Consider the following 22,671-nt stretch of genomic DNA (forward strand, 5'->3'; position numbering starts at 1 on the left):
CTGACGGGGCTGGTCGCTCCGGGAGCCGAGCCGCGTTGCTGTTTGGCGACTTCGCCTTCTATCCCCAGTCCGGAACGCTGACCCGCCACGGTGTCCCGGTGACGCTGGGTGGTCCGGCACGCGCCCTGCTGGCGGCCCTGATGGAAGACCCCGGCGCGGTGGTCAGCGCGCAATACCTTGCGGAGCGCGCCTGGCCCGGCCAGGTCCGCGGGGAAGCCAATCTGCGCGTCCAGATCTCCGCCCTGAGGCGAGTCCTGGGTACTGCGCCGGACATGCGCGGGGCTATCCTCAACATTCCCGGCCGCGGCTACCAGTTCGTGCTGCCGGTCCGGCCGGCGGGAACGGTGCAGGCGATGTCCGGTGCACCGGATGAGTCGTCCGGGCGGCTGCCGCCGATGCTGGGCGGGCTGATCGGACGGGACGAGGAACTCGCCGGCCTGCATGCGCGGCTCGCACGTCATCGCCTGGTCACCCTGGTCGGCGTGGGTGGCATCGGCAAGACAAGCCTCGCCGTCGCCGCGGCCCATGGCTGGGCGGCGGACACCGGCGAGCGTCCGCGCTTCCTCGACGTCACCACCATTGCGGACGGATCCCTGCTGCCTGCCGCGGTGGCTGGCGCGGTGGGGCTCGGCACCCCAGGCTTCGACCCGGTGGAGGAGATGGCCGCCGCCCTGGGTCAGGCCGGGACGCTCCTGGTGCTCGACAATGTCGAACACCTGCTGCCCGCGACGGCGCAGCTGACGCGCGCCTTGCTGCAGCGCCTGCCGCGCCTGCGCATCCTCGTCACCAGTCGCGAGCCGCTGCAGTCGGAGGGCGAGTGCGTGCAGCTCCTGCGCCCCCTGCGGCTGCCGCCGGTCGACGCGCCGGGTGGCCTGGCGCAGGTCCTTCGCTACCCGGCCGCGCAACTGCTGGTCGAGCGGGCGGCGGCGCGCCTTGGCGACTTCCAGCCGCGCGAATCCGATGCGGCGGACCTTGCGCGGCTCTGCCATCGGCTCGACGGTCTGCCGCTGGCGATCACGCTCGCGGCCTCGCGGATCGACATGTTCGGCATTGCGGGACTTGCGGCCGATTCGAGCAGCCTGCTCTCTGTCCAGAACCTCGCGAGGCGTGGCCGCAGCGACCGCCACCGCACGATGCGCAGTACACTGGACTGGAGCTACCGGGCGCTGCTGCCGACGGATCAGCGACGGTTGCGGCGGCTGTCCGTGCTGCACGGCCCCTTTACCGCCGCCACCGCGGCGATCATGGCGGCAGAGCAGGACCAGGAGCCGCTCCTGCGCGGCCTCGAACGACTGGAGCGCAAGTCGCTCATCAGCCGGGCCGAGGATGCGGGCGGTGTCCCGCGCTGGCGTCTGCTGCACATCACGCGTGCCTTCGCGGCCGAGCTGCTGGCGGAAGCCGGGGAAGCGCCAAAGCTGCGCGAGCGCCATGCGCGCCACATGCTGCGGGAGGTGCGCGCGGCGCTGGCGGAGCGGCAGCGCACCGATCCTGCAGCGTGGCGCGCGGCGCACCAGGCGCTGCCGGAGGACCTGCGCGTGGCCGTCGACTGGGCGCTGGGGCCGGATGGCGATCGCCGGCTTGCGCTGGGCCTGATCGCCGAGTCCGCGCCGGCCTGGCTTGCGCTCGGGCATGCAGCCGAGTTCCGTCGGCGCGTGGAGCGGGCCATCGATGCGGAAGGGGTCGGCGGCACGCCCGAGGTCGCGCGGCTGCATCTGAGCGCGGCCATTGCCATCCTGCACAATACGGGCGAGGTCCTGGTTATCGGCGAGCATCTGCGCCGTGCGGTGGAAGTATCCGATGCGCATGGCGACGACGCGACCGCCTTGAGTGCGACGGTGCTGCTCTGGATGGCAACGGTCATGGAAGCCGATGGCGCCGCCGCCGCACGCCTGGCCGAAGACGTCGAACGCCGCATTGCCCCTGGCACGCCCGACGACGATCCGGTCGTGGTGGTGCATGGCCGGATGGTTGGCCTGACCCGCTTCATGGCCGGCGACATCCAGGAATCACGCCGCCGCCTTGGGGTGACCCTGCGTCATGCGCCCGACGTGATGCTGCCGGGCACGCTGATCGATCACACGGTCGTCACGCGCGCCCTTGAGGCACGCCTGCTGTGGGTCGAGGGCTTTCCCGAGAAGGCGTGGGAGGCCGCGCAGGTTGCCCATCATTCCGCCAGGGCCGTGGACCATGCGCTGTCGTTGGCCTTCGCGCTCTGCTTCGCCCTGTGCCCGATCGCACTATGGAATGGCGAGGCGACGGCGATGACGCATGTCCGGGACCTCATCGCGATCGGGCAGTCGCATCGCATGCCATACTGGCGCGACTGGGGTCGCTGCTTCGAAGGCGCTGTACCCCTGTCTGGAGGCCTGCCGCCGGGACTCCCGAAGGACATCGACCCGACGCCGTTCCACCTGGAGATGCTGGGCACGCTCCATCCCACCCTCGCCGAGCCCGCCACCATTGCGCGCGTGGATGCGGGCCAGGCGGGTTGGTGCGCGCCGGAATTGCTGCGCGCCAAGGCAGAGCGCCTGCTGATTCGCGCTGCAAGCGAACCCGGCGTGCTGCGCCCTGCCGAACGGATCCTGCGCCAGGCGCTCGACCTGGCGGAGCACCGTGGCATGCGGGGCTGGGCGTTGCGCAGCGCCACCAGCCTTGCCCGCGTCCTTTGTCTCAAGGGCGAGCACGCCGCGGCGCGGCGGCTGCTCGAGCCGGTGATGGCGCGCGTCACCGAAGGTTTCGCGATGCCCGACTTCCGCATCGCGCAAGCCCTGCTCGATGGATGCGCGTAGAGGTGCACTGGCGCGCCTATCCGTTGCCGAGGCCAAGCCTGTGGATCACCGGAATCCAGGCCTCGGCATCGGCGTGGCGTGTCCGGTCGACCGCCGTGGGCGGCCCGCCCAGCGGTGTCAGCCGCACCTGTGCCAACCAGTCGCGCAACGCGGGCCTAGCCAGGGCCTGGCGCAGCGCATCATTGAGAAGCGTTACCTTCTCAGTCGGCGTGCCCGATGACGCGAACAGGGCGTACCACCCCGGAAAAGCCGGCGCATCGTAGCCGGCGTCGCGAAACGAGGGCACCCCGGGAAGATCCGGATCGTGTTCGGCGCCGAGCAAGCCGAGCGGCACCAGTTGCCGGTCGCGCAGGTACGGCAGCACGGCGCCGACCGGCGCCGCGAGCAGGTCGATCGTTCCTGCCACAAGGTCCGGGAAGGGCAGCCGGGTCGCGTAGGGCACATGGGTCAGCGAGATGCCCATCACATCGGCCAGCATGGCGGTCGCCACATGGCTGGCATGGCCATGGCCGCCGCTGGCGTAGGTCAGGCGCCCGGGCTCGGCGCGCGCGGCATCGACAAGACGGGCAAGCGAATCGATGGGACTGCGTCCACTGGACACCAGGACGAGCGGCGTGGTGGCGATCAGCCCGATGCTCGCGAAGTCACGCGTCGGATCGTAGGTCAGCGACCGATTCAGCGCGGGTCCGTAGGTCATCAGCGAGCCTCCGGCGATCAGCATCGCGCTGCCGTCTCGGGGAAGGCGCTTCAGCGCCTCGATGGCGACGACGCCATTGGCGCCGGGGCGCGCATCGGTGATGGCCGTGCGGCCGAGGATCTCCCCGAGTTGCAGCGCGAGCGCCCGGCCAAGGACATCGATCTGGGTGCCGGGCGCCGCCGGGACGATGATGCGGATAGGCGGATGGGCGGCCCGGGCGATACCTGGCGCGGCGCAGCACAGGACGGTGGCGAGCAGGTCGCGCCGGCGATGTGCGATCGAGGGCATGACGGGGCTCCAGGATGCCTTGGTGACGCGGGGCTATGGGCGGTGCAGGGCGTCGATGAGATCTGGGGTGTCGAAGCCTTCCGTGAAGCACGGCAGGACGGCGTCCAGCGCGCGGGCCGCATCGGCACGTTCCCCGGCATCCCGCGCCAGGCGCCGGCGCGTGAGCGCGATCCGAAGCCGCCACGCCAAGGCGCCCTGGTCGCGTGCGAGGGCATCCGCGCGATCAAGCAGGCCCGGCGCGCGATCGGACGGCCCGCGCAGGGCCGCGAGGCGGAGCATCTCGGGCGTCGCCCAGATCGGCGCCGGGAGCAGGATCTCGTCATCTGGCGGGAGCCTTAGCCCGAGCCAGGCGAGCGCCTCGCGGTGCGCCGCGCCGCCCTTCATCGCATCGTCAAGATCGATGTGCCCGCGCCGCCCCTCGAATGCGCTCGCCTCCGCCAGGATCAGCCCATGCCCCTCCCAGCGCGGCAGCGCGTACAGACGTGCCGTGGCGAGCAACCGCGCGATGCCGTCCTTCAGCGTTGCGGCATCGCCCGTCATCTGCGCCACGAAGCAGCGCCCGATGACGAGCGAGAAGCAGATGGAAAGCGCATGGCCGCCGGCCAGGGCCTCCTCCAGGCTTTGCTCGGCAGCGGCGCGCGCCTGATCCGCCAGGCCTTGGAGCCATAGGGTCCGTGCCAGCAATGCGCGCGTCGCGACGCGGGGCTCGAACTGAAACTGGCCGACCACTCTCTCCTGGGGTTGCGCCGGTCGTGCGAGCACGCGATCCATGTAGACGCGTGCCTCGGCCAGTCGTCCCAGATAGGTGAGCGACATCGCGGTGCATCGATCGGCCACATGCAGCGGGTCGTCCTCGGCCGGCGTGCAGGCGCGGTAGGCCGCGGCGAAGGATAGCCCTTCCGCGTACTGGCCTTGGCCGAAGTGATACAGCCAGATGCCCCAGAGGCTGCGTCGCCGCGCCGCGAGATCGCCCAACTGCCCGGCGAGTTCGAGCGCGCGTTCATGGGTTGCAAGGATCGCCGTCCCCGGCCCCTCCGCGTGAAAGAGGGCCATGCCGAGCGTGCCGAGCAGCTGCATCTCGGCAGCCGCATCGGGCGTGGCGGCGAGCGCGACAAGCGCGCGTTCGGCATGGCGCCGGAATTCGGCGACCATCGATGTCTGCATGAAGAACTGCCCGGCGGCGGCCGTCAGGCGCACGCCCAGAGCCGGATCGCCGCCCGGCGAGAAGGCCCAGTCGAGCGCGGCGCGCAGGTCATCGAGGAGGCTGTCGCGCCATGCCTGCGCGTACTCCGCAGGCCCCGCCGTCCTGAGGCGATCGAGGCGCTGGTGGACACGCTGGAGGTGGCAGCGCCTGACGTCATCCTCCCACACCGTCTCGCGCAGCCGTCGCGACGCATAATCGCGCATGGTGTCGAGCAGCCGGTAGGTGGGTGCCGCGCCATCCAGCGTCACCGCGACCAACGACCTGTCGACAAGCTCGGCGAGCGACTCGCGCGCCAGAGGGGGAGGGAGCGGCGCGCCGTCCTGCGCCGACGCATCGACATCCACCCCGTCGCCGGCGCCGGCGACGGCGACGATGCTTTCGAGCGACATGTGGGCGCGGAACACCCCAAGGCGAAGCAAGAGCGAGCGCTCTGCCGGGCGCAGGAGCTCGAAGCTCCAATCGATCGCGGCTTGGAGCGAGCGGTGCCGTGGCTGTCGCTGGTCCGGCAAGGGTCGCGGCCGGGCCAAGTGTTCGCCGAGATTCACGAGAACCTCGGCCGCGGAATGCGGGCCGAGATGCGCCGCGACGAGCTCGATGGCAAGCGGCAACCCGTCCAACGCGCTGCACAGGCGGGCCAGGTCCCCGATTTCCTCCGGCGCCGGCTCGAAGGGCGGATCGTTGGCGGCGGCCCGGTCCAGCAGGAGACGCAGGGCCGGCGTGTCACGGGCCGTGGCGTCGGGCAGGCCGGCGACCGGCAGTTCGAGCGGTCGGAGCCGGTGGAGGGCTTCCCCGGCGATCCGCAGAGGCTCGCGGCTGGTGGCCAGGATGCGCACCTCGCGAGCCTCGGTGAGGAGTTGCTCGGCGAGATCCGCGACGCTTCCCGAAAGATGCTCGCAATTGTCCAGTACGAGGAGACGGGGGCGTTCGCGCAGCGCATCGACCAGCGCTTGAACGGGCGCTGCCTGCGTCATGGAGACGCCGAGCGCCCGCGCGACCGCATCGGCCACGAGGGCGGGATCGATCAGCGGGGCAAGATCGACGAAGGCTGGACCTGCAGATGCCGCTCCGATCCACCTGGCAGCTGCCGCGACGGCAAGGCTCGTCTTGCCGATGCCGCCGGCGCCGACCAGTGTCACCAGGCGGTGCTCCGCGAGCATCCTGTCGAGCCGCACGAGATCGCTCTCACGACCGATGAGCGGCACCGCCGGCGCGGGCAGCGCGTCATCGTCCTGCGACGCCGGCACGACCGGGGTGGCAAGCGAATAGCCCTCGCCGGGACGATTGACGATGGCATGGCCCTGCCCGAGCGCGCGGCGCAGGGCAGAGACATGCACCCTGATGTTCGCCTCCTCGACATGGAGGTTCGGCCAGACCGTGGCGAGGATGTCGGCGTTGCTCACCGTCCGGGGCGCGCTGCGGGCCAGCAGATGGAGGATGGACATGGCGCGTGCGCCGAGCGGGACGGCAACACCCTGGCGCGTGAGGCTGCCGCGGCCGGGGCGCAGCACGAAGGGGCCGAACTGGAGGGGGGTATCAGGCACGTCAGCGCCGCGTCATCGAGGCGCGGCGCGGCCGCGCACGCAGCGCGACACCCTCCCGGCGACGGAAGCCGGGATGTCCCGCCTGATGCGTCATGCGCCCCGTCGGATCACGCACGGTCATGGGCACCAGCGGTCCACCGGGTCGGCGCGCGGCGCGCGAGTGGGCACCTGGGCACACCGCGCCGCGCATCACGCAGCCATGTCGGCCGCGCTTGCCGTCCGGCGCCACGAGCGCGGCGTCGTACCGATGCGCTGCCGGAAAACACGCGAAAGGTGCGCCTGGTCGGCGAGGCCGCAGGCGAGCGCGATCTGCGCCAGGGGCTCGTTGGTGGTGACCATCAGGTCCTGCGCGCGGGCGATGCGACGGCCCACGACGTAGGAATGCGGGGGCTGGCCGAAGGAGGCGGTGAAGGCCCGCGTGAAGGCGCTGCGGCTGAGCCGCGCCGTCGCCGCCATGTCCGAAACGGCAAGCGGACCATGCAGGTGCTCCTCGACCATCTGCGCCACCTTGCGCCTCTGCCAGGGCGCTAGGCCGGCGAGCTGCTCCTGCCGGGCTGGCAGGGCGGCGCTCAGAATTCCCTCGAGCGCCACGATCGCCGGGAGGACCGCGTCCATCAAGGCCGGCGCGTGCACGAGCCGGCGTGCCTGGACCTGCTCCAGGACCTTCTGCAGCCGACCGAGCTCCACTGCCGCGTTGAACCCTCGCGGGACGTACGCCGCCGCAGCGACGGGGGGTATGGCGGCGTGCATCTCGATCTCCTGGTCCGGGCTCGCGAGCCGGGGCTTGTGGCTTCGGAGACCATTCATCATCGATGCAGGGGCGGTCCGTGAGTAAAGCGATGCAAAATCTCGGGCGGCCTTGAGGGCGCGCGTCATCGCCAAATCGCGCTCCGTGGGTCCAAGGCGCGATGTGTGATCTCGCCTAGATCTTGGGCAGGCGACATGGCAGCGGAACCGGATGGCGTTCCAATGCACCGGGCAGGCGCCAGGCATCCTTTGAAGGTGGACATGGCAGGATTGCCGGAGGCGGTTGCGTATCGCGCGTTGCGAACGACAGTGCGGTTTATCGAGACGGGTGGCGCGAGACTGGCGTGGCGCAGCTTCGGAGAGGGCCAGCCGATCGTCCTGTGCACGCGTTTCCGAGGGACGATGGCGAGCTGGGATCCCGCATTCCTCGACGTGCTGGCGCGGCAGGGCTGCCGCGTCATCCTCTTTGATCCCGCCGGTCTCGGATATTCCGAGGGCCGGCGCCGCTACAATCCGATCGAGATGGTCGATGATGTGCGCAATCTGCTGGATGGCCTTGGATTGGATCGCGTGGCGCTGCTCGGCTGGTCGCTCGGCGGCATGGTCGCGCAGGCCGCGCTGACGACGCTCAGCCCGCGATTGTCGCACCTCGCGCTGATCGGGACGGCACCGCCCGGACCGTGCAGGTCCGCCGCGCAGCAGCTCTTTTTCGACCTCGCGGCCGCACCTGAAGGGGATGAGCGGGCGCAGCTGGCGATCGCCTTCGACCCGTCCTCCGAGCGGAGCCGGCGCGCGGCACGACGTTCGATGCAACGCCTGGCGCGCTGGGACACGACCGGCATGGTGCCGGTCCCGCCAGCATGGGCCGCCGCGCAGCTCGGCGATGAGCCGCGCAATCCCATCTTCCCGGCACCTGAGGTGCGCGACGCCATGCTGCGATGCCGGCAGCCGGTTCTTTGCCTGTGCGGCGCAAGGGATATCGGCTTTCCGGCCGAGAACTGGCAGGCGATAAGTGCCTGCAATGCCGGTATCGACGTTCGCTGCCTTCCGGATGCCGGGAATGCACCGCATCACCAGTATCCCCGATGGTCAGCGCACATGATCGGACGTCTCCTGCTGCGTGATCCGGCCTGAGGCGGTTGCGCGATCCGGATCAGGCCAGGAACAGATCGAGCTGCGCCGCAAAGTCGTCGATCTCCTGAAATAGGAATGCGTGGCCGGCGCCCGGATAAAGCACGAGCTTCGCGTCAGGTGCCTGTTGCGACAGGACGAAGGAACGATAGGCGGGCAGCATCACGTCATGCGCCCCATTGGCGACGAGCAGCGGCATCCGCAGCTCTGTCGCGCGATGGAGCACGCCCGGCCACGCGGCGATCGCCCTGACCTGCGCCATGAGGGCCTCGGCGGTGACGGGCGGTCCGCGGTCGGGCTGTCCCGCGATCCGACCGAGGGAGGCCCTGCCGGCGGCGATCGCCGAGTCCGTCTCCGGGTAGAAAAGAAAGAGGAAGTCCTCCGGGCCGTTGGCCGGCTTCGTCATGACCTGCGCAACGCGCGGGTGGGGCTGCGGTCCCTCGGTGATGGTGCCCGGGCTCGATCCCGCCACCACCAGGCGACGCACCAGCGCTGGCCAGTCGAGCGCGAGCTGCTGACCAACCGCGCCGCCCAGCGACCATCCCAGGATGTCGACCTGTTCTATGCCCAGCGCCCGGATCAGATGGGCCGCCACGCCCGCCATACCGGAGATCGTCTCCGGCACCTGGCCGCCCGAGCGCCCGATGCCAAGGCTGTCGAAGCGGATGACGCGGCGGTTGGCGGCGATAGCCGCGATGAAGTCCGGATCCCAATCGTCGAGGGTGCCCCGGAAGCGCTGCAGGAGCAGCAGCGGCACGCCGCCCTGCGGGCCATCGGACGCGATGGCGATGCGGCCCAGCTCCGTGTCCAGCCATTGCAATGCCGCCGCACCCGCCATCGCTCATCTCCGATCGTCGAGGGTGGGCGGAGGCTAGCGGGGAAGACGCGCGTCCAGAATGACACAAAAGCGGCAATTTCGGTCATGCCGCATTCGAGGCTTCCTCGCCTTGCGGGCTGCGCTTCAGGCTCGCGGGCGACCGGCCGAAGGTGCGCAGGAAGGCGCGACGCATCCGATCCCGGTCCGCGAAGCCGGCCTCTCGCGCCACAATGTCGAGCGGGTGGCGGCCATCCTCCATCATCGCCCGCGCCGCCTCGAGGCGCAGCAACTCCACGGCCTTGGCCGGGGAGCGTCCGGTCTCGTCGCGAAAGACGCGGCTGAACTGCCGGGGCGACAGGCTGGCGGCGTCCGCAAGCTCCTCGACCGTGAGCGGATTCCGCAGGTTCTCACGCGCATAGGTCAGTGCCCGCATCACCCGGTCCGATCGCGGTTCGAGATCGAGCAGGGCCGAATACTGCGACTGGCCGCCGGGACGGCGATGATAGACGACGAGCCGACGCGCCACGGTGCGCGCCAGGGCTGCGCCGTGATCCTCCTCGATCAAGGCGAGGGAGAGGTCGATGGCGGCCGACATACCCGCCGAGGTCCAGATGTTCCCTTCCTTGATGAAGATGCGGTCGTCATCGACATGAATGCCGGGATGGAGCTGCTGCAGATGGCGTGCATGGGCCCAATGCGTGGTTGCCGCGCGCCCCTCGAGCACGCCGGATTGCGCCAACACGAAGGCGCCCGTGCAGAGTGCCGCGACGCGTCGCGCCTGTGCGGCAGCGCTCTGGATATAGGCGATGACCGCGGGCGCGGCCGGCTGCGGCGGCGCGATCAGCCCGGCCACCAGAAGCGTGTCGGGCATCGCCCCCAGTGGCGCCGTTTCCAAGGTCATGCCGAGCGATGTTCGAACCGGGCCGCCGCGTTCCGAGTGAACGGATACGGCATATCCCTTCGGGCCGAGCTCGCGATTCGCGAACTCGAACGCCGTCAGCGCGGCGAGCACCATCGGCTGGAAGCCGTCATCGATGATCAGCGCGACCCGTCGCATCGCGTTTGTCCTTTCGTCAGCATCGTACGCGCGTTTCGGCGGGCGGCCCTTCGCCGGCCTGCTGGCCACTCCACTTTAGCATCGATGTCGCCGGTCGGTGCCCACACGCTTGGTTTGCCGCGTGCCCGCCAGCGCACGAGACCATGCGCATCGACGACAGAGTCGCGCGGCACTCATGAATCATCCGACGCAGGATTCCGTGTCTGCAGCGGGGGCATCGAATGGGCGATGCCGCCCCTTAACCAGTGACGACCCATCTCCTCGCTCGTCCCCTGTCAGTTGCCGCGCTATCGCTTCGCCGACCGTGCCGGCGGCCGTGCGCACGAGCGACAATGCCTGCAGGGCCTCGCAGACATTCGCGGGCGACCGGCTGAGCCAATGACGGGCCGCGTCGATGCCGAGCGCGATCACGGTCATCGCATCCGCCACCTGGGCAGTCGCGCGGGGGCAATCCGGCGCGGCCGCCGGGCGGCATGTGGCGTCCCCGTCGCCCCTCCCGTTCAAGACAGGGGCCGTATCGTCAGGACGTACCAGAACCATGGAGCCTCTCCGCCGGCTGTCATGAGACGATCGGCAGGTGCCGCCCCATTCCGTGGCCCAGTTTCCCCGGCGTCCGCCGGTCCTGGATTGGATGGAAGGCGTCGATCTTGGATGCGATGCCGGCGGCAGCCGACATATGACGCGCCCGCATCACTTCAGGGCGCGATGGCTCATGCACGGGTCGACGTGATTTGCGGCGCGTCATTCACGACGGATCGGCCACGCGCGCCCTGCCACCGCGGCGGGCGGCTCCCGTCCGTCGTTCCTTCAGGCGGGCAGGACAGGGTCGCGCGGACACAAGCCTTCGATGCGCCGGAAACGCTGTCGGTGCCATGGGCCTCGCCCCTGTCCGGCGCAAGCTGCACGAACGAGACGGCATCGCTGGCCGGGAAGGTTTCGTCGAGCGCCTCGTCAAGGCGACGATCGTCGGCAGACACGCGTGCCTGCCCTGCCTGCGCCGACGCGGATCCGTCGTTGGATCGTACGGTCATGATCAACTCCATTCCAATGTGATTCCGCGATGGCCGCGGACATCCCGCGCATTGGCACCGCACGGCCGGTTCCGCAGGACGGCCACGGTACCCGGACGTCGATCCTGCGGACGACGCTTAGGCGCGTGTCGCCTCGACAGCGGTGCTGGGGGGAGGGTCGCGCTCCTCATGCCGAGGATTCCGGCGACGATCGGATAGACCCTTTTCGGCCAGGGGTCGTCGACAGCGCCAGGTCGACACAGCGCGCCATCGTATCCCCGTCCACGGGCTTGCTGAGGTAGGCGTGTGCGCCCGCCTCCATCACCTGGCGCCGGATCGCGTCGGTGGGAAAGGCGGTCATGAAGATCATCGGGAAGCGCCTGCCATGCGCCAGCAGCTGCGCCTGAAGGTCGGACCCGCTCACGCCCGGCATCTGCACGTCCACGATCATGCAGGCGGGATCGGGATGATCTCGATCGTCCAGGAATGCCTCGGCCGACTGGTACCCCCGGATGGCGTAGCCGAAGGACCGCAGCAGGCTGGAGAGCGCATTTCGTACGGCGTCGTCATCGTCGACGATGGCGATCTGAGCGGCATGGCTCATCAGAACAGGAAACCTTCGTACGCTGTGCAGGGCGAGTGGTCGTCCGTGCGTCGCTTGTACTATCGCGGCCGCGAAGCCTGCCGTGAATCATACACAGGTTTGGCGTGTGGCTACGGCAACCCGAGCGCCTCGGCCTGCCGGACGAGCTCGGCGAGCGACCGGGCCTTCATCTTTCGCATCGCGTTGCCGCGATGGATCTTCACCGTGATCTCGCTGAGGCCGATGCGGCCGGCGACCTGCTTGTTCATCAGCCCGGCGACGACATGCCCCATCACTTCCCGCTCCCGCTGGGACAGCGTCTCGTAGCGTTTGCGCAGCTCATCGGTCGCCGCAGCCGCCTTGCGGCGTTCCCGGTCGCTGGCCACCGCCGCCGCCACGGCGTCCAGCATCTCCTGGTCCCGAAAGGGCTTCGGCAGGAAATCCAGCGCTCCCGCCTTCATCGCCCGCACGGTCATCGGGACGTCGGCGTAGCCGGTCATGAACACGATCGGCATCGCGACGCCGCTCGCCACCAGCTGCCGCTGCAGGTCGAGGCCGCTGATACCCGGCAGGCGCACGTCGAGGATGATGCAGCCGGGCATGTCCGGCACGGGCATGGCCAGAAGCTCGGCGGGGGAAGCATGCTGCCGCGTGACAAAGCCCACGGAGCGCAGCAGGCTGTCGAGAGAGGCGCGTACGGACGGATCGTCATCGACGATGATCACCATGCCGTGCGCGGCCGTCGCATCTTCGCCGCTGCGGGCCCGACCTTGCGTCATCATGTCTCGGCATCCTCGAGGGCTGCGACGGGCAGGATCAGGTGGAAGGCGGCTCCGGCGCCCGGCACGCTGTCGACCGAGAGCCGCCCGCCATGCGCCTCGGCGGTGGTACGGCAGATGGCGAGGCCCATCCCCATGCCGGCCTGCCGCGTGGTGAAGAACGGCTCGAAAATCCGTGACTGCTCGCCAGGGCCGATGCCCGGCCCGTTATCCTCGACGCAGACCGCGATCCGGCCACTGTCCTCGAGCCCCGCGGCCACGCGCAGCCGGCGTGGCGTGTCTGATGCGGCGAGAGCCTGGGCCGCATTGACCATCAGGTTCACCAGGATCTGCTGGAGCTGGATCCGGTCGCCGCGCAGCATGGGAAGGTCCGGTGCGATCTCTACCTTCAGCTCGACCTGCGTTGCGAGCAGCTCTCGTTCGACCAGCAGGACGGCATCCTCGATGATTGTAGCGATGCTCAGCACCTCGTGCTGCGCCGGCATCTTCTTCACGAAGGACCGGATTCGCGTGACGATCTGGCCGGCGCGGTTGCCCTCGGCCACGATGCGCGTCAGCGCCTGCTCGACTTCCGCCAGATCCGGCGTCGCGCGCCGGAGCCAGCGCAGGCCGGCCTGCCCATCGGTGACGACGGCCATCAGCGGCTGGTTCACTTCATGCGCGATGGATGCGGAGAGCTCGCCGAGCGTCGCCGTGCGGGCGGCATGGGCCAGGTCGGCCTGCGCCGCCAGCAGTGCGTCCTGTGCCTGCCGCCGCTCTGTGATGTCGACGATGAAGACAAGCACGCTGCCATCGGGATCGTCCGGCGGCGGGAAGATGACCGTGTAGAGGAAAGGCGTGCGGCTGCCGTCGCTGCGCAGCAGCTCGGACTCGCCTTCGACGAACATTTCGCCCCGCACGAAAGCGTCCCGGGTATCCGCGAAGAACCTGTCGCTGACTGCGCGCAGGCCCTCCGCGTCCGCGCCGCGGCGCAGCATGGCAAGCATTGCAGGATTGGTGTCGATCGTCCGGACCAAGCTGCGCAACTGCGCGACATCGCGCGCCCCACGATGTATCGATGACGGCAGCCCTTGGGCCGAGACGGCGCTGCGCAGGGCGCGCCAATCTTGCTCGATGATGCCGATCCGGCTCGCATCGAAGATTCGGCGGTAGCGGCTTTCACTCCGCACCAGGGCCGCAGTCGCCGCGCAACCCTGCAACGCCAGCACGCCCGTCATGACGATCGCCGCGATGCTGACAATGGCCCGCAGCGTCCATGCCCCGGCCTCCCGCGCGCCATGGGTGTCGAAATAGGCATACAGGGTAAGTGCGAGCGTGCCGGCGGCGGCCACGACGATGTCGCGGCGCCGCCCGGTGCGCGCCGCCAGAACGACCACCACGACATAAAGGACGGCCACCGCGCCCTCGAGCGGCGAGAAGGTGTCGAAGATGAAGATGGCGATCGCCAGCAGCAGCGCCGTCGCCAACAGCGCGTTGCGGCTGTGCGCATCCTCCGCCTGCCGCGCGATCGGCGGATCGGCCGGCGATCGGACGGGTTGCGGCTCAGGTGTTCGCGGTTCGCTCAAGGGGTCGATGCCGGGTCCCAGTTGCAGGACCCGGTCTGGCAGGCCCCTTCCGGAATGATGCCGCAGGCACCGGCCTGGTGGAACTATACGGAAGTCTGATGCCGCGGCCGCGACGGGCGCTGCCGTCGCGGCCTTCGTGTCATGCCAGGCCAGGTCCCGCGGCGGGTCAGCCGCGGATGAAGGCGAGCAGGTCCGCGTTGAGCACCTCGGCATGCGTGGTCAGCATGCCGTGGGGATAGCCGGGATAGGTCTTGAGCTGCCCCGCCTTGAGCAGCTTCACCGAGAGCAGGGCGCTGGCGGCGATCGGAACGATCTGGTCGTCCTCGCCGTGCATCACCAGAACCGGAACGCCGATGGCCTTGAGATCCTCCGTCTGGTCGGTCTCGGAGAATGCCTTGATGCCGTCGTAGTGGGCCTTCGCGGATCCCATCATCCCCTGCCGCCACCAGTTGTTCACGACGCCCGTGAGCGTCGCCACGCCGTCGCGGTTGAAGCCGTAGAAGGGTCCTGCCGGGACATCGACGAAGAACTGCGCGCGGTTCGCCGCGAGCGCACTGCGGAAGCCGTCGAAGACCTCGATCGGGAGGCCACCCGGATTGCTGGTCGTCCTGACCATCAGCGGCGGGATGGCGCTGACCAGCACGGCCTTGGCCACGCGCCCGTGCGGCTCGCCGAAGCGCGCCACATAGCGCGCGACCTCGCCGCCGCCGGTCGAGTGACCGATGTGGACGGCATTGCGCAGGTCGAGGTGCTGCGCCACGGCCGCCGCATCCGCCGCGTAGTGGTCGATGTCGTGACCGGAATCCACCTGCTGGGACCTTCCATGCCCGCGGCGGTCATGCGCGACGACGCGGTAGCCCGCCTGAAGGAAGAACAGGACCTGCGCGTCCCAGTCGTCCGACGACAGGGGCCAGCCGTGATGGAACACGATGGGCTGGGCGTCCCTCGGGCCCCAGTCCTTGTAGAAGATCGAGACGCCGTCTGAGGTGGTGACGAAGGAGGTGGTCATGGCTGCATGGACTTTCGGTTGAGGGTGAAAGGGTGGCTTGGATTGCTCGGTCAGGTCCCGCCGTCGGCCGGGGCGGCCTGTCGGATGCGTGCTGCCTGGCGCAGGGCGATGAGAAGTGCCTCGGGATCGCGCGGCCCGTCGTAGCGCAGGCCGTTGATGAAAAGGGTCGGCGTGCCATTGACCCCGCTGCGGATGCCGCCGCGGAAGTCGTCGCGGATCTTGCGATCGAAGCGACCATCGAAGGCCTGCACCACCATCGGCTCCGGCAGGCCCAGCCGATGGCCAAGGCTCACCAGGTCGCGCTGGCTTAGCGCGTCCTGGTTCTCGTAGAGCAGGTCGTGGGCCTGCCAGAACATCCCTGCGGTGGCCGCCATCTCGGCGAACTCGGCTGCCTGCAGGGCATGGGCGTGCATTTCCGTCAGCGGGAAATTGCGAAAGACGAAGCGCAGTTCGTCCCCCATCGCGCGCTGCACGTCCTTCAGGGTCGGATAGGCCTCGCCGCAATAGGGGCATTCGTAGTCGCCGTACTCGACGAGCGTCACGGCTGCCGTGGCCGGCCCCTGCGCATGGTCGCCGGGACCGACCGGAAGACTGAGCCGGCTCACGACGGAACGCCCTGCAGGGCCGCAGGCGACGCGAGACCCTGCAATGCCTCGAAGATCCCATCGGCGCCCGGGTTGATTCCGAGCGGCGAGACATGGGACCAGCGGATCGTGCCCTGCGCGTCGATCACGAACAGGGCGCGTTCGGTGACGCCCTCCTTGCGACGATAGACGCCGTAGCGCCGCGCGACCTCTCCCTTCGGCTCGAAATCCGAGAGGAGCGGGAAATGCAGCTTCCGGTCAGCGCCGAAGGCGGCGTGGCACCAAACCCCATCGACCGAGATGCCGACGAGTTGCGCGCCAAGCTGGCGGAACTCGCCGAGGATCTCGTTGTAGAGCGCCATCTGGTCGCCGCAGACCGGGCTCCAATCCGCGGGGTAGAAAGCGAGGATGGCTGGTGCGCCGCGCAGGTCGTGGAGCGAGACGGTCTGATCCGGCGTGGCCGGCAGGCTGAAGCCCGGTGCGGTCGTACCCGCGCTGAGCGCCGCGGTGGGATAGATGGTGGTCATCGACGTGCCCTCTCGTTCCAGGCCGGGTTCGCTCACCGCGGCGCACGCGTCGATTCAAAGAGAAACCACGCGCGGCGCTCGGCCTCGTCGATCCAGACTTCGATCAGGCTGGTCGACGCGACGTCGCCATGCGCCTCGCAGACCCCGTGCGCCGCGCGCAGGAAGCCGGTCAGCCGCCGGTTGTCGTCGGCGAGCTCCGCCAGCATGTCCGACGGCGTGACGTAGTCGGCATCGTTGTCGGAAAGGCGCTGCAGGCGCGCGATGTGGCCGATGGAGCGCAGCGTGGTGCCGCCGACCTTGCGGGCGCGCTCGGCGATCGCGTCGGTGGTCGCGAAGATCTGGTCACCCTGTTCGTCGAGCATCAGGTGGTAGTCGCGGAAGTGCGGCCCCGACAGGTGCCAATGGAAGTTCTTGGTCTTCAGGTAGAGCGCGAACATGTCGGCCAGCACACCGGTCAGCGCCCCGGCGATGTCCTGCGTGGCGTCCTGGCCGAGGTCGGTGGGCGTGCGAAGCGGCGCCGTGAGGCGGGTCTTCAAGCTGAGATCGGTCATGGTGGCTCTCCGTGGTTTGACATCACCCGAAAGGGGACGGCTTCCGGGATACCGACGGCGCTTGAAGCATGGTCGGCAGTCGATGCTCCCGTGCCTTGAGTCGTAGGCCGCCGCGTTCACCCACAGAATCAACAGCAAGCATCGCCACGCCATACTTTGGGGTGACCGGCTACATCCGATGGTGCGTCGCGTTCCGTTGGGTTGCGCAAGGGCGCGATGATGCTGGGCAGGCTCGCTGGCGGTGTCACGCAGGCGGAAGTGCATACAACGACCCCCGCGCTGCGCGCCGATGCGCGCGCCGTTCGGCAGATTCGAGGAAGGCGACACGTGACTTCGGGCGGCTTCGCGTGGAACTGCCGGCGGATCTCCACCGCGACTTGGGCGCCCACGCGGAAACGCTATTGCGCAAGATGGGGTAGCAGATCGAGCCTACGGAACTGGTAACGCCGATGCTGGCGCGTCGCCTCGCCAGCGATCGGGGTTTCGCTCTGCACGCCGGCCTGCGAGTCAGCCGCGCGGGCCGGCGTCTCAGGCGACTCCACCATCGCTTGATCCCGCTACATGGCGCGCGCATAGCAGCGACAAGAACCGTCGTAGAACTGGGGTGTCGCGCCTTGGGTCCCAATATGCAGCAACTTCGACCATAGTCGACGCGGCCTCGTCACCGACGGGACACGCGCCATCCGACGATCTGCCGCGCATAGGCATCGATGATGAAGGCGACGTAGGCAAACCCTGAACAAGTCGTAACAGGGACGAAGTCGAAGACCCACAGCGCGTTCGGGCGTGTGCTCTGAACTGCCGGTTGACGTCATCAAGCGGGCAAGGCGCTGCCTTTTGGCTGATCGACGTCCTGACTGGCTTGCCGCGGATCACGCCCTGCGGACCCATGCCGCGCATCAGGCGCGCCACAGTGCATCGCGCCAGGTCATGGCCTTCGCGGTTCAGCTGCCGCCCGACCTTGCGCAAGCCGTAGACGCGGAAGTTCTCCTCAAACACGCGCGCGCTCTCCGGCATCAGCGCAGCATCGCGCTGCACCCCTGCCGGCCGCTGGGCCGGATCCCGCCGCCGGGCCGCCTGCGCGCACTAGGTCGACCGGGCGATCGGCAAGACCTTGCAGATCGGCTCGACCCGGTGCGCCCCGCAATGATCATCGAAAAGCCGATCATGGCTTGAACCGGCGGTCGAGCTCGGCCTGGGCAAAACACGCCGACACCTTGCGCAGGATCTCGTTCGCTGGCCGCAGTTTGCGGTTCTCGCGCTCCAGCGCCTTGAGCGGGGCCGCTATCTCCGTCGTCGGCCCGGGTCGGCGGCCAGTGTCGCGCTCCGCCTGCTTCACCCACTCGTTCAGCGTCGGGCCCGTGCAGCCGATCTTGGCCGCGATCGACAGGACCGTCGCCCAGCACGACGGGTGCTGCGGCTCATGCTCCAGAACCATCCGCACCGCCCGCTCACGAACCTCAGGCGGAAACTTGCTCGTCGTCTTGCTCGTTATCGCTCAAGCCTCTCCGGAGTTGGAGGCTCCGACGAACCCGGGGCGGTTCACTTTTGGACGCGGCCCACGCGTTGAGCGAGAGCTAGGGTACGGCCGGGCCAAACGCCCTCAGGTGCCGAGTTCCGGTCAACTGAAAATGAAGGCGCCCAAAATTGGTCAATGCTTGATCGTCATCGGCGTTGCTAACGTCATCCCGTCACACGGACCATCGCTCAAACAAGAACCCAACCTGCACGATCGTGCGCGACGATGCAGCCAGAGATCCGGCGCATCGACCGAATTCAGGGCCTGATCGCCGCCGATCGCTGCTGACGATCGCATCGAGTTTTCCAGTGTCGTATTCGGGTTCGACCCTTCAATAGGGGCTTTGCGATTGGAGTGCTGGCGTGCTGAACATCAGCGGTTCGAAAATTTTCGTATCCAGCAATTTTGGATACTATCTGATGTTGCTTCCTGCGGTGGTCATGCTGCTCGGGTTCTTTGCTGCGCCGCTAGCCGGTGTCGTTATCATCAGCCTGACAGAGCCAAGGGTTGGACTCGACAACTATGCGCTGCTGTTCACGAGCAGCTCGGTGCAGCGCGCGCTGGTGACCACGCTGCGCATCTCCGCGATCACCGTCAGCATTACCTTAGTGCTGGGCTTCGTCATTGCCTATGCCATGCGCACGGCCGGCAGCCGCCAGGCGCGCTGGATGCTGTTCTGCGTCCTGTTCCCCTTCTGGATCTCGGTGCTGGTCCGCAGCTTCGCGTGGATCACGCTGCTGCGGCCGAACGGAGTGATCAATACTGCGCTGATCGGCGCCGGCATAATCGACACGCCGCTCGCCCTCGTGCGCAATGAGGTCGGCGTCGTCATCGGCATGGTGCACGTCATGCTGCCCTACGCAGTCCTCACGCTATACGCCAGCATGCGCGGCATCAGCGCGGCGCTGCCGAATGCGGCGCGTGGCCTGGGCGCCAGCCCTTTCCAGGCCTTCATCCGGGTATTCCTGCCGTTGACGCGGCCAGGGATCTACGCGGCGACTGTCCTGGTCTTCGTCCTATCGCTGGGGTTCTACATCACGCCCGCCATACTCGGTGGCGGCCGCACGCTGATGATCGCAGAGTACGTCGCCGTTCAGATCAACGAAACCGTACGCTGGGGCCTCGGCACCATGCTCGCGACAACACTAACCGCGGCCGTGCTGGGCGCTATGTGGACCCTGTCGCGCATCGTCGATGTGCGCGGCGTGCTGGGGCCGCGCTGACCCATGGAAACCATGCGACGCTCACCGCTCATGCAGGCCCTGGCGTGGTGCGTGCTGGCGCTGCTCGTGCTGCCGGCGTTCATCGTCATCCCGATCTCGCTGACGCCGAACCGCTACCTCTCCCTGCCGACCGACGGCATATCGCTGCAGCATTGGGAAAGCCTGCTGACGAATCCCATCTGGCGGGAGGGCATCTGGCTCAGCCTGTTCATCGCGCTCACCTCCACGGGGCTCGCGGTGGCGGCCGGCACGCTCTGTTCGATCGGCTGCTGGCGCCTGGGATCCGGCGCGACGAAGGTGGTGCGCGCCGCGATGATCGTGCCGCTGATGGTGCCGACCATCGCTTATGCGCTCGGTCTCTATCGCCTCTATGTCGAATTCCGCCTGGTCGGTTCGACGATCGGCGTGGTGATGGCGCATACGGTGACGGCGCTGCCCTACGTCGCGCTGACCGTAACGGCGGCATTGGCGAATCTGGACCCGCGGCTCGAGCAGGCCGCGCGGGGCCTAGGCGCCTCGACCTCGCAGACTCTCTGGCGAGTGATCCTGCCCAATCTTAAGCTCGGTATCGCATCTGGCGCGGTCTTCGCCTTCATCCATTCCTGGGATGAGCTGCTGATCGTCATCTTCGTCGGCGGTCGCAACCTTTTCACGCTGCCGCGGCTGATGTGGGACGGCATCAACGAGAACCTCGACCCCACCATCGCCGCTGTCGCCAGCGCGATGATCCTCATCACCCTCGTCGCCCTCCTGCTGGACATGGCTATCCGGGCCCGGCGCGACGCCAACAGCTGACACGAAGGAGCTGCATCAATGGACGAACGTCGCTACCAGGAAGCCATCGAGCACTTCCAGGAACGCACCGAGGGCCGCACACATGATCGGCGTGGATTTCTCGCCATCTGCGCCGTCCTGGGCATACCCGCCGGCGCAGCGCGACTGACACCCGCCGCAGCGCAGGGCACCGCGCGGGAACTGGTGCTGGTCAACTGGGGCGGGGATGCTGTTCCCAACATGCGGCGCGCCTTCGTGGAGCCATACCAGCGGCGGTATCCGGGCCGGCGCGTCGCGATCGACGGCACCGGGCCGGCCACTGGTCGCATCCGACTCATGGTGCAAAGCAGGAACGTCACCTGGGACGTGATGGACCGCAACCTGCACACGGCGCTGGAAATCGGCCCGGACGGCATGCTGGAGGAGATCGACTACAGCATCGTCGACCGCAGCAAGGTGCGGCCCGAGCACGCCAATCGATGGGGCGTGGGCAACTACACCTACGCGCATGTGCTGACCTACAACACCAGGCGCTGGGGCGGTCGCGTACCGCAGACCTGGAAGGATGTTTGGGACGTCGCCGCGTTTCCCGGGAAGCGCGCCTTCCGACGTACCATCGATGGCAACCTCGAGGCCGCGCTGATGGCCGACGGGGTGCCAAGGGACAGGATCTATCCGATCGACATGCGGCGCGCGCTCGAGGCGTTCCGGAAGATTTCCTCGCACAGCCTCTATTTCAATACGCTGGCCGAGGGACAGGCGATGTTCCGCGACAATGAGGCGCATCTCGGCGCTATGCTCAACACACGAGCACTGCCGCTGATGCGCGATACCAACGGCGTCTGCACCTACACCTTCAACGACGGCATCCTCTGGGTTGGCGCGTGGATGGTTCCGAAGGGTGCGCCGGGGGGGCGGGCGATCTGGGAATTCATCGCATCGACCCAGGACCCTGCAGGCCAGGTCTCCCTGCTGCAGACCAACGGCAATGGCCCGGTCAATCCCGCGGCGAGCGCACTGGTGCCTGATGAGCTGAAGCCGCACGACCCCGGCCAGCCCGACAACTACGCCCGCATGATCCCCGGTGGCGTGGAGTGGTACGCGGAGCACGCGACCACCGCGACGCAGCAGTTTCTCGACGCCATCTCGAGCTGAAGGAAGGACAGGACATGTCAGACATGACGAGCATCACTGCCCCCGCGGCACCGGCGCTCAGTCGCTGGGCGAACGCCAACGAAATCCCGGTCATCGACTTCGCGCCGCTCTCGTCCGGTAATGCCGAGGCGGCCGAGCGGGTGGCGCGCGAGGTACGCGACGCCTGCGAACAGATCGGCTTCTTTACCATCGTCAACCATCCGGTGCCGGCGCCGCTAATCCGCAACATCTTCCGGCAGGCAGAACGCTTTTTCGCACTGCCGGAGGAGGCGAAGATGCAGGTATGGATGGGCCGATCGAATACGTTTCGCGGCTTCCTACCGATGGACCAGGGTGCCAGCGGCACCGGCACAAAAGGCAAGGCGGTCGCGGGCTTTCAGAACCACCTGGCCGAGGAGACGCTCAAGGCGCGCAAGCCGAACCGTAACGAGGTCTTCCAGATCGCGGCCGAACTGCCGGCGGACGATCCCGACCTGCTGGCCGGAAAGCCCCTGCACGGGCGCAACCTGTGGCCGGACGGGCTGCCGGGCTTTCGCGAGGATGTGCTTGGCTACTACGACGCAATGCGCGACTTCGCCGCCCTACTGGCCAGTGTCTTCGCGCGCGGGCTGGACCTGTCCCCAGACTACTTCGCACAGTTCTATCGCAAGCCGCTGATCCAGCTGCGCCTGCTGCATTACCTGCCGCATGCCGACGACCAGGCGGCAATGGAAGGCGGCGCATCTCGCGCGCATTGCGACGCCGGCGGCTTCACCATGCTGCAGCAGGACCAGACCGGCGGGCTCGAGGTGCAGAGCCGCAGCGGCGAATGGATCGTGGTGCCGCCGGTGGAGAATGCCTTCGTCGTCAATATCGGCGACAGCATGAAGATGTGGACCAACCATCGCTTCGCGTCGACGCTGCACCGTGTCGTGAACCGCTACGGCAAGGAACGCTTCTCGATCGGTGTCTTCGCCAATCCGGACTACGACACGGTGATCAGCCCCTTGCCGACCTGCGTCGATGCGGCCAATCCACCGCGCTTCGATTCGATGGTCGCCGGCGATGCGCTGCTCTACCTTTACAGCCGTGTCTGGCCGTCCAGCGCCGCAGCGGCGTGAGGGTCCGAGCCGCATGCCCTC

20 protein-coding genes, 1 pseudogene and 1 other annotated feature are annotated in these 22,671 nt (G+C 68.4%); of the genes and pseudogenes, 6 read left to right on the plus strand and 15 right to left on the minus strand.

Annotation, left to right across the window (positions count from 1 at the left end; translation table 11 throughout):
• Positions 1–35: 35 nt before the first annotated feature.
• Entirely contained in the window at positions 36–2,789 is a 2,754-nt protein-coding gene (locus tag MWM08_RS21375; protein ID WP_244408532.1) for an ATP-binding protein, read from the plus strand.
• 16 nt (positions 2,790–2,805) lie between these two features.
• Here the strand turns inward: MWM08_RS21375 and MWM08_RS21380 are convergent, their stop codons facing one another.
• The 3 genes from MWM08_RS21380 to MWM08_RS21390 form a co-directional block, all read right to left on the minus strand.
• Complete coding sequence (locus MWM08_RS21380) at positions 2,806–3,774, minus strand: Bug family tripartite tricarboxylate transporter substrate binding protein (RefSeq protein ID WP_244408533.1); 969 nt, start codon at positions 3,772–3,774, stop codon at positions 2,806–2,808.
• Between the two features lie 33 nt (positions 3,775–3,807).
• On the minus strand, positions 3,808–6,519 hold the full coding sequence (locus tag MWM08_RS21385) for an ATP-binding protein (RefSeq protein WP_244408534.1): 2,712 nt from the start codon (positions 6,517–6,519) through the stop codon (positions 3,808–3,810).
• A 189-nt stretch (positions 6,520–6,708) separates the two neighbouring features.
• The gene (locus MWM08_RS21390; protein WP_244408535.1) at positions 6,709–7,395 is read right to left on the minus strand and encodes an AraC family transcriptional regulator; all 687 of its coding nucleotides are present in this window, start codon (positions 7,393–7,395) and stop codon (positions 6,709–6,711) included.
• A gap of 132 nt (positions 7,396–7,527) precedes the next feature.
• Here MWM08_RS21390 and MWM08_RS21395 point away from each other — a divergent pair, with 132 nt between their 5' ends.
• Positions 7,528–8,400 carry an alpha/beta fold hydrolase gene (locus MWM08_RS21395; RefSeq protein ID WP_244460003.1) on the plus strand — a complete coding sequence of 291 codons (873 nt, stop codon included), beginning with the start codon at positions 7,528–7,530 and terminating at the stop codon, positions 8,398–8,400.
• 19 nt (positions 8,401–8,419) lie between these two features.
• On the opposite strand, the gene MWM08_RS21400 is transcribed toward MWM08_RS21395, so the two are convergent.
• The 12 genes and pseudogenes from MWM08_RS21400 to MWM08_RS21455 all read right to left on the minus strand — a co-directional run.
• Entirely contained in the window at positions 8,420–9,235 is an 816-nt protein-coding gene (locus tag MWM08_RS21400; RefSeq protein ID WP_244408536.1) for an alpha/beta fold hydrolase, read from the minus strand.
• 82 nt (positions 9,236–9,317) lie between these two features.
• Positions 9,318–10,271 carry a GlxA family transcriptional regulator gene (locus MWM08_RS21405; RefSeq protein WP_244408537.1) on the minus strand — a complete coding sequence of 318 codons (954 nt, stop codon included), beginning with the start codon at positions 10,269–10,271 and terminating at the stop codon, positions 9,318–9,320.
• A 180-nt stretch (positions 10,272–10,451) separates the two neighbouring features.
• Entirely contained in the window at positions 10,452–10,688 is a 237-nt protein-coding gene (locus MWM08_RS21410) for a hypothetical protein (protein WP_244408538.1), read from the minus strand.
• Between the two features lie 293 nt (positions 10,689–10,981).
• Positions 10,982–11,314 carry a hypothetical protein gene (locus MWM08_RS21415; RefSeq protein WP_244408539.1) on the minus strand — a complete coding sequence of 111 codons (333 nt, stop codon included), beginning with the start codon at positions 11,312–11,314 and terminating at the stop codon, positions 10,982–10,984.
• Between the two features lie 154 nt (positions 11,315–11,468).
• Positions 11,469–11,885 carry a response regulator transcription factor gene (locus MWM08_RS21420; protein WP_244408540.1) on the minus strand — a complete coding sequence of 139 codons (417 nt, stop codon included), beginning with the start codon at positions 11,883–11,885 and terminating at the stop codon, positions 11,469–11,471.
• 110 nt (positions 11,886–11,995) lie between these two features.
• Positions 11,996–12,646 (minus strand): response regulator transcription factor, encoded by a 651-nt coding sequence (locus MWM08_RS21425; protein ID WP_244408541.1) that lies wholly within the window; start codon positions 12,644–12,646, stop codon positions 11,996–11,998.
• Positions 12,643–14,421 carry a sensor histidine kinase gene (locus MWM08_RS21430; protein WP_244408542.1) on the minus strand — a complete coding sequence of 593 codons (1,779 nt, stop codon included), beginning with the start codon at positions 14,419–14,421 and terminating at the stop codon, positions 12,643–12,645. The genes MWM08_RS21425 and MWM08_RS21430 overlap by 4 nt, the downstream gene beginning before the upstream one ends.
• A complete protein-coding gene (locus tag MWM08_RS21435) occupies positions 14,375–15,217 on the minus strand; it encodes an alpha/beta fold hydrolase (RefSeq protein ID WP_244408543.1) in 843 nt (280 codons plus the stop codon). The genes MWM08_RS21430 and MWM08_RS21435 overlap by 47 nt, the downstream gene beginning before the upstream one ends.
• A gap of 50 nt (positions 15,218–15,267) precedes the next feature.
• Positions 15,268–15,822: a DsbA family protein gene (locus MWM08_RS21440; protein ID WP_423815990.1), complete on the minus strand. Its 555-nt coding sequence runs from the start codon at positions 15,820–15,822 to the stop codon at positions 15,268–15,270.
• Positions 15,819–16,364: a redoxin domain-containing protein gene (locus tag MWM08_RS21445; protein ID WP_244408545.1), complete on the minus strand. Its 546-nt coding sequence runs from the start codon at positions 16,362–16,364 to the stop codon at positions 15,819–15,821. Before MWM08_RS21445 ends, MWM08_RS21440 begins: the two co-directional genes overlap by 4 nt.
• A complete protein-coding gene (locus tag MWM08_RS21450) occupies positions 16,361–16,879 on the minus strand; it encodes a Dps family protein (protein ID WP_244408546.1) in 519 nt (172 codons plus the stop codon). Before MWM08_RS21450 ends, MWM08_RS21445 begins: the two co-directional genes overlap by 4 nt.
• 667 nt (positions 16,880–17,546) lie before the next feature.
• Positions 17,547–18,374, minus strand: a pseudogene (locus MWM08_RS21455) (IS3 family transposase); the annotation flags it as partial.
• Positions 17,975–18,090 (minus strand) — a sequence feature (AL1L pseudoknot). It overlaps the preceding pseudogene by 116 nt.
• A gap of 386 nt (positions 18,375–18,760) precedes the next feature.
• Between MWM08_RS21455 and MWM08_RS21460 the strand changes: the two are divergent.
• The 4 genes from MWM08_RS21460 to MWM08_RS21475 are packed head-to-tail and all read left to right on the plus strand — an operon-like array spanning position 18,761 to position 22,650.
• Entirely contained in the window at positions 18,761–19,621 is an 861-nt protein-coding gene (locus MWM08_RS21460) for an ABC transporter permease (RefSeq protein WP_244408547.1), read from the plus strand.
• Positions 19,622–19,633: 12 nt separating this feature from the next.
• Positions 19,634–20,416 carry an ABC transporter permease gene (locus MWM08_RS21465; protein ID WP_244408548.1) on the plus strand — a complete coding sequence of 261 codons (783 nt, stop codon included), beginning with the start codon at positions 19,634–19,636 and terminating at the stop codon, positions 20,414–20,416.
• An 18-nt stretch (positions 20,417–20,434) separates the two neighbouring features.
• Entirely contained in the window at positions 20,435–21,550 is a 1,116-nt protein-coding gene (locus tag MWM08_RS21470) for an extracellular solute-binding protein (RefSeq protein WP_244408549.1), read from the plus strand.
• A gap of 23 nt (positions 21,551–21,573) precedes the next feature.
• Positions 21,574–22,650, plus strand: a complete 1,077-nt coding sequence (locus MWM08_RS21475; RefSeq protein ID WP_244408550.1) for an isopenicillin N synthase family dioxygenase — start codon at positions 21,574–21,576, stop codon at positions 22,648–22,650.
• The last annotated feature ends 21 nt before the right edge of the window (positions 22,651–22,671 follow it).

Origin of the sequence: Roseomonas fluvialis, assembly GCF_022846615.1 — a bacterium.
GTDB lineage: Bacteria > Pseudomonadota > Alphaproteobacteria > Acetobacterales > Acetobacteraceae > Neoroseomonas > Neoroseomonas fluvialis.

Excerpts from the sequence above, each read along its gene's own strand:
- MWM08_RS21380 (WP_244408533.1), bottom strand. The coding sequence starts at position 3,774 with ATGCCCTCGATCGCACATCGCCGGCGCGACCTGCTCGCCACCGTCCTG.
- MWM08_RS21390 (WP_244408535.1), bottom strand. The coding sequence starts at position 7,395 with ATGACGCGCGCCCTCAAGGCCGCCCGAGATTTTGCATCGCTTTACTCA.
- MWM08_RS21395 (WP_244460003.1), top strand. The coding sequence starts at position 7,528 with ATGGCAGGATTGCCGGAGGCGGTTGCGTATCGCGCGTTGCGAACGACA.
- MWM08_RS21400 (WP_244408536.1), bottom strand. The coding sequence starts at position 9,235 with ATGGCGGGTGCGGCGGCATTGCAATGGCTGGACACGGAGCTGGGCCGC.
- MWM08_RS21405 (WP_244408537.1), bottom strand. The coding sequence starts at position 10,271 with ATGCGACGGGTCGCGCTGATCATCGATGACGGCTTCCAGCCGATGGTG.
- MWM08_RS21410 (WP_244408538.1), bottom strand. The coding sequence starts at position 10,688 with ATGACCGTGATCGCGCTCGGCATCGACGCGGCCCGTCATTGGCTCAGC.
- MWM08_RS21415 (WP_244408539.1), bottom strand. The coding sequence starts at position 11,314 with ATGGAGTTGATCATGACCGTACGATCCAACGACGGATCCGCGTCGGCG.
- MWM08_RS21420 (WP_244408540.1), bottom strand. The coding sequence starts at position 11,885 with ATGAGCCATGCCGCTCAGATCGCCATCGTCGACGATGACGACGCCGTA.
- MWM08_RS21425 (WP_244408541.1), bottom strand. The coding sequence starts at position 12,646 with ATGATGACGCAAGGTCGGGCCCGCAGCGGCGAAGATGCGACGGCCGCG.
- MWM08_RS21430 (WP_244408542.1), bottom strand. The coding sequence starts at position 14,421 with ATGCCGAGGTGCTCAACGCGGACCTGCTCGCCTTCATCCGCGGCTGAC.
- MWM08_RS21435 (WP_244408543.1), bottom strand. The coding sequence starts at position 15,217 with ATGACCACCTCCTTCGTCACCACCTCAGACGGCGTCTCGATCTTCTAC.
- MWM08_RS21450 (WP_244408546.1), bottom strand. The coding sequence starts at position 16,879 with ATGACCGATCTCAGCTTGAAGACCCGCCTCACGGCGCCGCTTCGCACG.
- MWM08_RS21465 (WP_244408548.1), top strand. The coding sequence starts at position 19,634 with ATGCGACGCTCACCGCTCATGCAGGCCCTGGCGTGGTGCGTGCTGGCG.
- MWM08_RS21470 (WP_244408549.1), top strand. The coding sequence starts at position 20,435 with ATGGACGAACGTCGCTACCAGGAAGCCATCGAGCACTTCCAGGAACGC.
- MWM08_RS21475 (WP_244408550.1), top strand. The coding sequence starts at position 21,574 with ATGACGAGCATCACTGCCCCCGCGGCACCGGCGCTCAGTCGCTGGGCG.